General features: G+C 65.6%; 12 protein-coding genes and 1 pseudogene. 11 read left to right on the top strand and 2 right to left on the bottom strand.

The genetic code is table 11. The annotated features are described in order from the left end of the window. The 10 genes from CQY20_RS31805 to CQY20_RS31760 form a co-directional block, all read left to right on the top strand. The coding region (locus CQY20_RS31805) for a Kae1-like domain-containing protein (protein WP_133119186.1) at positions 1–1,492 on the top strand (1,492 nt) is incomplete at its 5' end. Positions 1,493–1,495: 3 nt separating this feature from the next. Continuing rightward, positions 1,496–1,747 (top strand): HypC/HybG/HupF family hydrogenase formation chaperone, encoded by a 252-nt coding sequence (locus CQY20_RS31800; protein WP_097945021.1) that lies wholly within the window; start codon positions 1,496–1,498, stop codon positions 1,745–1,747. Further along, complete coding sequence (locus tag CQY20_RS31795) at positions 1,744–2,469, top strand: HypC/HybG/HupF family hydrogenase formation chaperone (protein ID WP_097945019.1); 726 nt, start codon at positions 1,744–1,746, stop codon at positions 2,467–2,469. The genes CQY20_RS31800 and CQY20_RS31795 overlap by 4 nt, the downstream gene beginning before the upstream one ends. Then, on the top strand, positions 2,466–3,143 hold the full coding sequence (locus CQY20_RS31790) for a D-sedoheptulose-7-phosphate isomerase (RefSeq protein WP_097945017.1): 678 nt from the start codon (positions 2,466–2,468) through the stop codon (positions 3,141–3,143). The genes CQY20_RS31795 and CQY20_RS31790 overlap by 4 nt, the downstream gene beginning before the upstream one ends. Then, positions 3,140–4,252 (top strand): hydrogenase expression/formation protein HypE, encoded by a 1,113-nt coding sequence (gene hypE / locus CQY20_RS31785; RefSeq protein ID WP_097945015.1) that lies wholly within the window; start codon positions 3,140–3,142, stop codon positions 4,250–4,252. The genes CQY20_RS31790 and hypE overlap by 4 nt, the downstream gene beginning before the upstream one ends. A gap of 16 nt (positions 4,253–4,268) precedes the next feature. Further along, positions 4,269–4,541 carry a HypC/HybG/HupF family hydrogenase formation chaperone gene (locus CQY20_RS31780; RefSeq protein ID WP_097945013.1) on the top strand — a complete coding sequence of 91 codons (273 nt, stop codon included), beginning with the start codon at positions 4,269–4,271 and terminating at the stop codon, positions 4,539–4,541. 19 nt (positions 4,542–4,560) lie between these two features. After that, complete coding sequence (gene hypD, locus CQY20_RS31775) at positions 4,561–5,706, top strand: hydrogenase formation protein HypD (RefSeq protein ID WP_097945011.1); 1,146 nt, start codon at positions 4,561–4,563, stop codon at positions 5,704–5,706. Then, the gene (locus CQY20_RS31770) at positions 5,703–6,455 is read left to right on the top strand and encodes a DUF6390 family protein (protein ID WP_097945009.1); all 753 of its coding nucleotides are present in this window, start codon (positions 5,703–5,705) and stop codon (positions 6,453–6,455) included. Before hypD ends, CQY20_RS31770 begins: the two co-directional genes overlap by 4 nt. Further along, positions 6,452–7,291, top strand: coding sequence for a hypothetical protein (locus CQY20_RS31765; protein WP_097945007.1), 840 nt, complete (start codon positions 6,452–6,454; stop codon positions 7,289–7,291). Before CQY20_RS31770 ends, CQY20_RS31765 begins: the two co-directional genes overlap by 4 nt. Before the next feature lie 110 nt (positions 7,292–7,401). Further along, the gene (locus tag CQY20_RS31760; RefSeq protein ID WP_371871093.1) at positions 7,402–8,400 is read left to right on the top strand and encodes an HAD-IIA family hydrolase; all 999 of its coding nucleotides are present in this window, start codon (positions 7,402–7,404) and stop codon (positions 8,398–8,400) included. Positions 8,401–8,514: 114 nt separating this feature from the next. On the opposite strand, the pseudogene CQY20_RS31755 reads toward CQY20_RS31760, so the two are convergent. Continuing rightward, a pseudogene (locus CQY20_RS31755) lies at positions 8,515–9,889 on the bottom strand (FAD-binding oxidoreductase). Positions 9,890–10,094: 205 nt separating this feature from the next. Between CQY20_RS31755 and CQY20_RS31750 the strand changes: the two are divergent. Next, entirely contained in the window at positions 10,095–10,358 is a 264-nt protein-coding gene (locus CQY20_RS31750; protein ID WP_097945003.1) for a hypothetical protein, read from the top strand. Between the two features lie 221 nt (positions 10,359–10,579). On the opposite strand, the gene CQY20_RS31745 is transcribed toward CQY20_RS31750, so the two are convergent. Further along, positions 10,580–10,897 (bottom strand): GntR family transcriptional regulator, encoded by a 318-nt coding sequence (locus CQY20_RS31745; RefSeq protein ID WP_308494429.1) that lies wholly within the window; start codon positions 10,895–10,897, stop codon positions 10,580–10,582. Between the last annotated feature and the right edge of the window lie 905 nt (positions 10,898–11,802).

Below are 11,802 nucleotides of genomic sequence, written 5' to 3'. Positions count from 1 at the left end.
CCCGATCGTGCTGCTGCCCCGCCGCGACGATGCCCCGGTGTCCGAACACGTCGCCCCCGCCAACCCATGGATCGGGGTGATGCTGCCGTACTCGCCGATCCACCACCTGCTGCTCAACACCGTCCCGGGATCGGCGACCGACCCCCCCGAAGCACTGGTATTCACCAGCGCCAACCACTCCGGTGAGCCGCTGTGCTACACCGACGACGACGCGGCGCAACGGCTTCCCGCACTGGCCGACGCCGTGCTCGACCACAATCGGCCCGTCCATGTGCCCTGCGACGACTCAGTGGTACGCGTCGTCGACGGCCGACAGCTACCGATCCGGCGATCACGCGGCTATGCGCCGCTGCCGGTCGACCTCGGCCGCGACGGACCCACAGTGCTGGCCGTCGGGGGCGAGCTGAAAAACACGTTCTGCCTATTCGATGGGCGCCGTGCGTTCATGTCTGCACACGTCGGCGATATGGGTAGCGCCGCGACCCTGCAGGCGTTCGGCCAGGCGGTCGATCAACTGTGCGAGATTCGACCGGCCCCACAGCGGGTGGCAGCAGACCTGCACCCCGCTTACGTCACGAGGACATGGGCCGAACGCCATGCCGGCGCGCGCCCGCTGGATCTGGTCCAACATCACCACGCGCACGTGGCATCCCTTTTGGCCGAGCACGGCCGATTGGGCGAACCGATCATCGGCGTGGCGTTCGACGGCACCGGCTATGGCTGCGATGAAGCCGTATGGGGCGGAGAAATTCTGCGCCTGGGTATCGACAGTCACCGCTTCACCCGGGTGGGTCACCTCGCGGCCGTCCCGATGGCCGGCGGCGACGCCGCGGTGCGCAACCCGTGGCGGATGGCCTTGGCCCACCTGTGGGCGGCCGGCATCGGCTGGGAGAACGATTTGGCGCCGGTGCAGGTCGCAAGTAGTCAGGAAATGCGGCTGCTGCGTTCACAGTTCGAGACCGGCAGCGGCTGCGTGCCCTGCACGAGTATGGGTCGGCTGTTCGACGCGGTCGCCTCCCTCCTGGGTGTGCGCCACCGCATCGACTACGAAGGCCAGGCTGCCATCGAGCTCGAGGTCCTCGCCGCGACGGCCGGCGACTCGCGACTTGCCACCCCGCTGCGGATCGCGGTAAGCCCCGACGGGACGTTGCAGCCCGCGCCGATGTTGGCGGCAATCGTCACCGCCCTGCGTGAAGGCGTCAGCCTTGCCGAACTCGCGGCCGGATTCCACCGCGCGGTGGCCGCAGCGCTCACCGAGGCGGTGTGCCGGGCGGCCGGTCAGATTCGGCTGGCCGGGCTCACCGGCGGCGTGTTCCAGAATGTCCTTTTAGCCGCGGAATGCCGCCGTCGACTACACAACGCCGGCTTCACCGTGCTCACCCACCAGACCGTGCCGCCCAACGACGGCGGTCTGGCACTCGGCCAGGCAGCCGTGGCGGTCCTCACAGCCCTTGAGGAACGCCAGCGTGCCGAACCGGAACGGAAGGATTAGACGATGTGCTTAGGTATCCCCGGCCGGATCACCGAGATCTGGGACGAACCCAGCGGTGCGCGGCTGGCACGGGTCCAGTTTCCCGGCGACGTGAAAACGATCTGCCTGGCCTACCTTCCCGACCTGCAGGTCGGTGACTACACCATCGCCCACGCCGGGTTCGCATTGAGCCGCATCGACGAGGAGTCGGCGACCGTCACGCTGGCCACCATGGCCGAATACGGCGTGTTCGGCGACACGCAGACAGCGCCATGACCACGGTCACCGATCCGCTCATCGACCACGGCCTGGCCGGCGACCTGGCCCGCGCGGCACTGTCGCTGGCACAACGATTCTCGGCCGGCGCCACCTTGTGGTGCATCGCCCCGCACTGGGCTCCGCACGCCCAGCACATCGCCGTGGAATTCGTGCACCCGGTGATCGTCGGCAAGAAGGCCCTTCCCGCGGTCGCACTCACCGGGCCAGACCCGATGGATAGCGCCCGGGTCTCCGTGCGCGCCGGCGATGTCGTGATCGCCGTCGCCACCGCCGACGACCAGGACGTCCTTGCGGTCATGCGCCGCGGCCCGGCCTGGGCAGTGACCACGATGTGGATCGGCAATGGTGCACGACCGCGCCCGGGTACCGCCGACCACGTGCTGTGGTTGGACGACCCCGACCCGACGACTCCCGCCACCGGACAGTTCGTGCTGCTCTACCACCTGCTGTGGGAGCTCACCCACGTGTGTTTCGAGCATCCCGGTTTGCTGAACCCCCCGCCGTCGGAATGCACCGATGAGGTGTGTATCACCTGCAGCGACGAAGGACGCCTCGGCGAAGTCCTGCGCCCCGCCGACGACGGGACGGCGCACGTGCGTACGGCCACCGGCACCGAAACCGTGTCAACCGTCCTCGTAGAGGCGCTGACCCCGGGTGATCTCGTGCTGGTGCATGCCGGGATGGCGATCACCAAGATCAGCGAGGACCAACGGCCATGACCCAACACCCGTGCGGCACCGATCGACTCGAATACGCAACCGACTTCCTCTATCCCTTTATCGACGGGCAGGAATCCGACGCAGACGCGCTCGTGGCCGACCTGATCGCCTCGGCTGAAGCCAAGGCCACCGAAAGCGCCGCGCTGCGACGCGCGACTCTGCAGACGTGCGCGCCGTTGGTGTCCGCCGCCGGCGCCGAGATGGCCCGCCGCTTCGCTGGCGGCGGCCGTCTGTTCACCTTCGGCAACGGTGGCAGCTGTACCGATGCGGCCACCCTGGCCGGACTATTCGCTAGTCCACCCAGTGGCCAGCCGCTGCCCGCCTGGTCACTGACTGCCGACCAGGCCGTGCTCACGGCACTGGCCAACGACGTCGGCTTCGAGCTGGTCTTCGCCCGGCAGCTCATCGCCCGGGCTGGACCCGCAGACATCGCCATCGCCGTGTCCACCAGCGGCAACTCCGCCGACCTGCTCACCGCGATGCGGGAAGCCCGCCGTCGAGGCCTTTACACCATCGGTTTCGCCGGATACGACGGCGGCGCGTTCGCGGACAACCCGGACGTCGACGTGTGTTTCACGGTTGAATCACAAAGTGTGCACCGCATCCAGGAGGCCCAGGCCCTGCTTGGATACCAACTATGGGCAACCACGCAAGGTCAGGCTGGGCAGCGATGACCGATCACGCACACCAGTACCTCGCGTCAGGTCCCAACTTCGCCGAAGGCGAGGTGATCGAACGCATCGAAGTCTTTCGCAAGAGGCGCCCCCGCCTGCGCGACACCGTCGTCACGCTGGCCCACGGCGCCGGCGGCAAGGCATCCGCGGCGCTGATAGACGCGGTGTTCGTCGAAGCGTTCCGCAACCCCTACCTGGAGTCCCTTGGTGACGGCGCCGAGGTGACGCTCCCCACCGGTCAACGACTGGCCATCTCGACCGACTCATTCGTCGTGCAGCCGCTGCGTTTCCCCGGCGGATCGATCGGACACCTCGCGGTGCACGGCACGGTCAACGACCTCGCCATGGCCGGTGCGATACCGTCCTGGCTGACAGCGGCGTTCGTGCTCGAAGAGGGGCTGCCCATCGAGGTGCTCCAAGGCATCGTCGCCGACATGGCCGCGGCGGCCGCCGCCGCCGGCGTCGACATCGTCACAGGGGACACCAAGGTCGTGCCCAAAGGAGCCGCCGACGGCATGTTCATCACCACCGCCGGGGTGGGCCTGATCCCGCCCGACCGAAAGTTAACGCCGCAATCGGTGCGTCCCGGTGACAAGGTGCTGGTGTCGGGAACGATCGGCGACCACGGCATGGCGGTCATGCTGGCCCGCGGCGATCTGGCGATCGAAGCCGACATCGCCTCCGACACCGCGCCGGTCAACAGGCTGGTCGATGCGCTGTTCGCCGCCGCACCCGACACCCGCTGGCTGCGCGACCCCACCCGCGGCGGCGTCGGCACCATCTGCAACGAACTGGCTCACGACGCCAATGTCGCGGTAGCACTCGACGAACAGTCCCTGCCGGTGCGCACCGACGTCGCCGGTGCCTGCGAAATGCTCGGCATCGACCCGCTCTACGTCGCCAACGAGGGCAAGGTCGTTGCCGTCGTGCCGCCTGACCAGGCCGATGCGGCGCTCGCGGCGCTACAGCAGCACCCCTTGGGCCGCGACGCCGCGCTCATCGGAGACATCGCCGCGCAACCTGCCGCTACCGTCGTCGTGCGCACCGGGTTCGGTGGCACTCGCATCGTCGACAAACTCGTCGGCGACCCCCTGCCGCGAATCTGCTGAGAAAGGAGCCCCGCGGATGTGTCTTGGAATCCCCGGCCGAATCGTCGAAATCACCGACCCGGCCAACTGTTTGGCGAAGGTCGACGTCAGCGGCGTCCGGCGCGTGATCAGCATTCGGCTACTCGAGAACGACCCGCCCGCACCCGATGAATGGGTGCTGGTCCACGTCGGATTCGCGATGGCGAAGATCGACGAAGCCGAGGCGCTGCTCACCCTGGCCGCTGTCCAGAAGCTCGGCGAGGCCTATACCGACGAAATCCAAGCCTTCGACTCGTCGGTGATCCTCTAAAAGATCGGAGTAATGATCAATGCGATTCGTTGACGAATTCCGCGATCCCGCCGCCGCGCGAACGCTGCTCGGCGTCATAGACGCGCTCGCTGCGCAGTTCGACCCCGACGAGCGCCTCAAATTCATGGAAGTGTGCGGTGGCCACACCCACACCATCTACCGGCACGGCATCGAACACCTACTGCCCGAAAACGTGGAGCTGGTGCACGGTCCGGGCTGCCCCGTGTGTGTCATCCCCATGGGCCGCGTCGACGATGCGATCTGGCTGGCCGAGCAGCCAGACGTCATTTTCACCTGCTTCGGCGACATGATGCGCGTGCCGGGATCCAACGGCAGCCTGCTGGACGCAAAGGCGCGCGGCGCCGACGTCCGGTTCGTCTATTCACCGTTGGACGCGCTGAAGATCGCCACGGACAACCCGGCCAAGCAAGTCGTGTTCTTCGCGATCGGCTTCGAGACCACCGCTCCGTCCACCGCGGTGACGCTGGTGCGGGCCAGCGAACTCGGCGTGACGAACTTCAGCGTCTTCTGCAACCATGTCACCATCGTGCCGCCCATCAAGGCGATCTTGGAGTCACCCGACCTGAGGCTGTCCGGGTTCCTCGGGCCGGGCCACGTCTCCACCGTCGTCGGCAACCGGCCCTACCGATTCGTTCCCAGCGTTTACGGCAAACCGTTGGTGGTGGCGGGATTTGAGCCCCTGGACATTTTGGCCTCGGTGGCGATGCTGCTGCGCCAGATCCGCGAGGGCCGCTGCGAGGTGGAAAACCAATACTCGCGGGTGGTGAACGAAGAAGGCAACCCAGCTGCTCTGGCTTTGATGGCTCGCGTATTTGCGCTGCGCCCGCATTTCGAATGGCGCGGACTCGGATTCATCTCTCAAAGTGCGCTGAAGCTTCGCGAGGAATTGGCCGAGTTCGATGCCGAGCATCGGTTCGCGCTGCCCGGCGTGCGCGTCGCGGACCCGAAAGCATGCCAGTGCGGTGAAGTCCTCAAAGGGGTGCTCAAACCCTGGGAGTGCAAGGTTTTCGGCACGGCGTGCACCCCGGAAACACCGATCGGCACGTGCATGGTGTCCCCTGAAGGAGCGTGCGCGGCGTACTACAACTTCGGCAGGCTTCACCGTGACGCCGCCACGCTCATCGGGCAGGGCGCTCCGACATGACGCCCGCCGATGTGACCAACCGCGGTGCGGAGATGTTCGCCCACTACGCCTATGCCCCGAACCAACTCGGCTATTGCGGCCCTGCTGGCTCAACGGCTTTGGCCGACGGTTCGCGGCGCGAGATCGAAAAGGCGGCAAGGCAATTCACCGGTGCCTCGCCGTATCTGCAAGTACTGTCACAGATGACGGGCATCGGCGATCCGCTCGATGAGCGTATCGTCGAATCGTATTGGCTCGGCGGCGGTGTCGGCGCGCGGCTGGATCGGCGTGAATTCACCGCGCAGCTGCTGGCTGTCATCGGCCCGCAGGCCGGCCACTACTGGCATCACCTAACCTCCGGGCTTGCCGACGAAGCGGCCCCCAACCATTGCTTCCACGTGTTCGGGGTGTACCCGTGGTCGCGGTTGCTGGGGAAAGGCATGGACGAACATCCGCTGTCGGTGCTGGAGAACTGCAGGATCACCTGGGGCACCGTGCTTTCCAGCGACGGCGTGACCGCCATCGTTTGGCGTCAGGCGCTGCGCTGGGACGGCAGGGCGCTGTCGTTGTCACCGCCGTCGACCCAACGCGTCGAGGCCGGCCTCGTTGCCGGCGACAGCTGCGCCGACCTTGCCGCCGGCGAGGTTGTGGCCGTGCATTGGGGGCGCGTGTGCGGCAGGCTCACCCCGCAACAGGCTGCGGCGCTTCACGACAGCACGCAACGCCAGCTTCACGCAACCAACCGGCGTTTCGCCAACCAGACGACATGAGGCCACGCATCGTGCAAGCCGACGGCCAGATCGGCTTCTACTGGGCAACCCCCACCGGCGAGCCCGCCTCACTACCGGAACTGATGCTCACCGATGATGAACCTGAACGGCTGCTGGCCACCCACCTAGAGGCACTCGATGACGCGATGATCATCGCCGCCGCGCAGTTCGGCGAAATCCTCGGCGGTGGCCGCCAACCCGATCCCGCCGAACGCGACGACCTGCTGACCCTGCACCGCACCCTCGACATCCTCTGCCGCCAATACGCGCTCGGGGCCGAACTGAGCTCCTCGGTCCCCAACCTGCGGGCCGGCAAGATCATCGGCACCGCGGCGCTGCTGTCCATCAAGGCTCGCGAACCGCTCGGGCTGCTCGGCCAAGCACCCCTCGACGACCGATTGGACCCACCACCGCAAGGCGTCGTCTCCGGCTTCGGCCAGCTGCAGCTCGTCGACCAGGACAAGCCGTGGATGGGGGGACGGTGGGTGCTCAAAACTGAAGCCGGCCAACGCCACCCGCTGACCCTGTCGATGATGATGTTCGACAGCTCCGGGGTCAACAAGAACGCAGCCCGCCAAGAACACCGCGACCTGCTGCGCACGTGCATCGACGCCGCAGGCGCCGACGTCGACCCCTTCACGCTGGCGTGCGCACTGGATTGGCTGCTCTATGACTGGCTGATGGCGCATCGCGCCGACCCCGACAGCGCGGAGATCGAGATTCCCAAGGGAAGTGAAGCCGACGCCATCATGATCGTCGACGCCACGGCCGCGTCAATGCGAACCCGCGCACGGTTCGACCCCGGTTTGACCGGCGCACTGATCGGACGGCCATGACACCCGCACAGCCCCAACCTTGGCCGGCAAGCCCTCCACCCCCCGACACTCACGCACCCATTGAGGGTGCTCGCCGCTGTGACGTCACGCCCCAAGCGCATCAAACCCCGATATCCGACGAACACGACGTCTTACTGCTCGACCTCGACGGAACCGTATACCGCGGCAAACAACCCACCCCCGGCGCGGCCGAAGCCCTCCTACGAGCCGCCGCACGCGCCATCTTTTTGACCAACAACGCATCCCGCCGCCCGTCAGACGTCGCCATTCAGCTGCAATCGATGGGGGTCGCTGCCACCGCACGCGACATCGTGACCAGCGCCCAAAGCGCAGCACTGCTACTGGCGTCACAACTGGCACCCGAGGACCGCGTCCTCATCGTGGGTACCGACGCTCTGGCAGAGGAAGTCAGCAAGGTGGGACTGCGACCCGTCCGGCACTACGCCGACGCGCCCGTCGCGGTGGTGCAAGGTCACTCACCCACCACCGGCTGGCAAGACCTCGCCGAAGCGGCACTGGCCATCCGCGACGGGACACTGTGGGTGGCCACCAACCTCGATGTCACCTTTCCGACCGACCGCGGGCTGGTGCCCGGAAACGGGTCGATGGTCGCCGCACTGCGCGCCGCGACCGAGGCGCAACCACAAGTGGCCGGTAAACCCGGGTCGGCGATGATCGAAGCCGCGACCGCGCGCGGCACGTTCTGCGCTCCGTTGGTCATCGGCGACCGGCTCGACACCGACATCGCCGGCGCCAACACCGCCGGTTTGCAGAGCATGCTCGTGCTCACCGGCGTCAGCACACCCCTCGACGTGCTACACGCCCCACCAGCCGCGCGGCCCACCTATCTCGCACACAACCTGCAAGCGCTGACGATGCCCAGCGCGTCGTTGCGCATTGCCAGCGACCCGGCATGGCACATCGACCTCGATCACGACACTGCGACGATCAGCACGACCGACCACGGTCTTTGCGTCGACGAGTTGTCGATGGTGCGTGCAATCGCTGCCGCGGTGTGGCAACACCACAGCGCGCCACCACGTCGGTTCGTGGCCGCAGACACAACGGCGCGGGCAGCCCTCCAAGATGCCGGGCTGCCAAGCGGATGACCACACGCACAGCCGTCCGCGGCGACTGGACGGGCGTTGCGAGCTCTTAGGCCTCAGCGGCCGAACATCTACCAAATACCGCGCAGAACCGGGTAGGCCGTGCAGGGCTACGGTTCAGATGATCGCCCCAGGATTGAGAATGTTGAGCGGGTCCAGCGCCGTCTTGATCTGCCGCGTCAGCTCCATGACGTCCTCCCCGAGTTGATCTGGCAGCCACGCCTTTTTGAGCCGCCCGACACCGTGCTCGCCGGTGATGGTGCCGCCAAGCCCTATCGCCAGATGCATGATCTGACCGAACGCCCGGTGCGCGCGGGCCGTCTCATCGCAATCGCTGCTGTCATACACGATCAGCGGGTGGGTGTTGCCGTCACCGGCATGAGCGATGACCGCACAAACGACGCCGCACTCGGCCGCGATCCCCTCGATGCCCTCGATCAAATCCGGCAGCGCACCCAGCGGCACACCAACGTCCTCCAACAGCAGCTCGCCGAGCTTCTCAACCGCCGGGATCGCCAACCTGCGGGCGGCGGTGAACGCCTCACCCTCGGCGGCGTCATCCGTGCTGAACACCTCCGTAGCGCCGCTGCTACGAAAAACCCCCGCCATTACCGCGGCTTCACGTGCGCGCTCAGCACCAGTTAGATCCGACTGCGCGATAACCATCGCAGCGGCGTCGCGATCCAAGCCCATGCGTGCCTGGGTTTCGACGGCGCCGATCGTCACACGATCCATGAATTCCAGCATCGCGGGGCGCAAGCAGCGACTGATCTCCAATATCGCGGCGGTGGCCTCGCGCACCGAGGCGAACACCGCGACCACGGTGCTGGCCGGCGGTTGCGCCGGCAACAGCCGCAATGTCAGCTCGGTGATAACACCCAAGGTTCCCTCGCTACCGACAAAAAGTTTGGTCAACGATAACCCAGCGGAGTCTTTCATCCGTGGGCCCCCGAGACGCAGCACCCGACCGTCGGCCAACACAACCTCGAGCCCCAAAATGTAGTCGGCGGTGACGCCGTATTTCACGCAACACAACCCTCCTGCGTTGGTCGCGGCGTTCCCCCCGATGGAGCACATTTCATACGATGACGGGTCCGGTGGGTACCACAGCCCGTGGGCGGCGACTGCCCGCTTGACTTTCAGCGTTCAGCAGGCCCGGTTGCACCACGGCAATTCGGGTACCCGGATCGATATCGATGTCCCGCATCGACTCCAGCGTCAGCACTACGCCACCGTCGACCGCTGTCGCACCGCCTGAGAGGCCCGAACCGGCGCCGCGCGGAATGACCGGGATGTGCTCGGCGGCCGCCCATCGCATCACCGCCTGCACATCCGCAGTGCACCGGGCGCGCACCACAGCCAGCGGACGGCCGGCATCGGGGTCGCGCGCCCAATCGCTTCGATAGCGCTCGATCACATCCGGATCAGTGAGGACCGGCGTTTGCGGAATGCGCGATGCCAGATCACCGACGCGCTGATCCAACACCATCATAACGATCCACTTCTACCACACGTAAACCGCTAAGCACAATGCAGAGTCAGCTGAATTGACTGTCCCACAGAACGATTCCGCCGAAATTTCAGTAATTGCAGACGTCACTTAAGCATTCAGTGAAACTGAATCATGAGACAAAGTCCGTCTACGGTATGCGCTTCATGCTTCAATTGACCACACACCGCGGCGGAAATGAGCCACAATGACCGAGAACCCCGATCAGGTAGCCGACCCCGATCCGCCTCCGGATCTGGCTGTGGGTGCGGTAATTCAGGTGTTCCCCGGCACCGACCGCGAATGCCGCGGAGTCATTGCCGATGACTTCGGCGAAGCTGCCGGTTGCGGAGTCGATATCGGTGCGACCCGCATAGCCGGCGCCGCACGCCGGTGGGCGGTCATTCTCGACGACGGCAATCTGGTATTCGTCGACAGGAACGACATCGCGATCCAGCCGGGCGGCAGTTGATGCACGCAAACGCCGCCATCACAGCGTCAGCGTCCAAAGCAGAACGGAGACTACGGAGCACAAAGCTGTTGCCGTCCAACACCTCTACGGCACTATACGCAAGCGCTGAGCCACCACGGCCTTCGCTCTGACGCGACTTTATGGTTGTTATCCACCGCTCCCGTTCCCTGCGCCCCGTCCACGTAGCCAATCTCTAAGTGCGCCGACGCCGGTGTGCTGGCTCAGTCCCGAAATGCGGCCTCGACGTATTGCAATGCCTCAGCTTTCTTGATTCCCAGCGTCCGCGCCAACCTCACATAGATGTGGGCCTCTTCAACCAGAGCCGACTCACTGGTATCGACACACGCCACGAAAGTGCCTAAATAGCCACGTGTCTCGATGACTCCAGCCGCCAGCAATTCACCGTACGCGCGAGCAACGGTGTTGACCGCGAGGTTAGTTCGAGCAGCCAGCGCCCGAACAGTCGGCAATCGTGTCCCCGGGCGTAGCCGGCCATCGCTGACACCGGCGAGGATCTGCGCGCACAGCTGATCGGACAACGGCCCGCGCGCGCCTATCAATGTGCACCCACTCAGCGCTTTCCATACGACAAGCCCCCGTCAATAGTCATCGATTGAATGCTTCAGCAATAGTCGTCGATTGAATGCATTAGCTGTTTGTCCGGTTACGGGCTGCGCCTCGAATCTCGGTAGTGTCAACAAAATCCGCCGCGCGACCGCAGTCACGCCGACAACGGGAGCCACGAGTAACAGCCCACTGATCCGTCCTCATGACAGCGCGAAACGGGCACACACGATTCAGTTGCAGAAGGCGAACACGAACCGCGCTCGTCGCGGTCGCCGCCGCAAATCTCTCAAAACGTGTGGCCCGCCCGGACCCGCCCGGACCGCCCGCCGAGCCAACAACCGCTGCGTCCGAATCCAGCAGGGCGTTGGGTTCGAGCTGAATCCCGTGATCGTGGCGCCACGACATCACCACCCGCCATATGCGACAGATCCGGATCCAACCGAATTCTCACGTACCTTCTGCACGAACTGCTTGATACCGTCCACATCGGCAATTGCGTCTCCCCCTCACGGGTGACGCGCGAGGGGGCAGTCTTAGCTGCGCTGGACCGGGAACCACCGCACACGCAGCGAGCGTGGAAGACTCCAGTTGGTACCCGTTACCGAATCATGACGTACCCACGTCGCTCGATGTCGGTGGACGGATTTCGACCGATTGCCCGCGCACCGCTCCAATCTGTGGCGCGCAGATCTGCATTGGTGCTGACCTCGCTACGAACTACGGGCAGCATCCGACCATGGGCAGGACTGCTCAGTTTTATTGCAGCCAGCTCAGTTGACGATCCGGCCGCGTTCTCGCTGTGTCGCCTGCCATGAGGATGGGACCAGTGTGACCTGATTTTTGCCAGGGTGATGGGACCACCTGGATTGCCAGTTAT

The sequence above is a fragment of the Mycolicibacterium agri genome (assembly GCF_002553505.1).
GTDB lineage: Bacteria > Actinomycetota > Actinomycetes > Mycobacteriales > Mycobacteriaceae > Mycobacterium > Mycobacterium agri.
Note: the sequence above shows the minus strand (reverse complement) of the source record. Positions and strands in the feature narration are given on the sequence as shown.

Coding starts and splice junctions, on each gene's coding strand:
- CQY20_RS31800 (WP_097945021.1), top strand. CDS start 1,496: ATGTGCTTAGGTATCCCCGGCCGGATCACCGAGATCTGGGACGAACCC.
- CQY20_RS31795 (WP_097945019.1), top strand. CDS start 1,744: ATGACCACGGTCACCGATCCGCTCATCGACCACGGCCTGGCCGGCGAC.
- CQY20_RS31790 (WP_097945017.1), top strand. CDS start 2,466: ATGACCCAACACCCGTGCGGCACCGATCGACTCGAATACGCAACCGAC.
- hypE (WP_097945015.1), top strand. CDS start 3,140: ATGACCGATCACGCACACCAGTACCTCGCGTCAGGTCCCAACTTCGCC.
- CQY20_RS31780 (WP_097945013.1), top strand. CDS start 4,269: ATGTGTCTTGGAATCCCCGGCCGAATCGTCGAAATCACCGACCCGGCC.
- hypD (WP_097945011.1), top strand. CDS start 4,561: ATGCGATTCGTTGACGAATTCCGCGATCCCGCCGCCGCGCGAACGCTG.
- CQY20_RS31770 (WP_097945009.1), top strand. CDS start 5,703: ATGACGCCCGCCGATGTGACCAACCGCGGTGCGGAGATGTTCGCCCAC.
- CQY20_RS31765 (WP_097945007.1), top strand. CDS start 6,452: ATGAGGCCACGCATCGTGCAAGCCGACGGCCAGATCGGCTTCTACTGG.
- CQY20_RS31750 (WP_097945003.1), top strand. CDS start 10,095: ATGACCGAGAACCCCGATCAGGTAGCCGACCCCGATCCGCCTCCGGAT.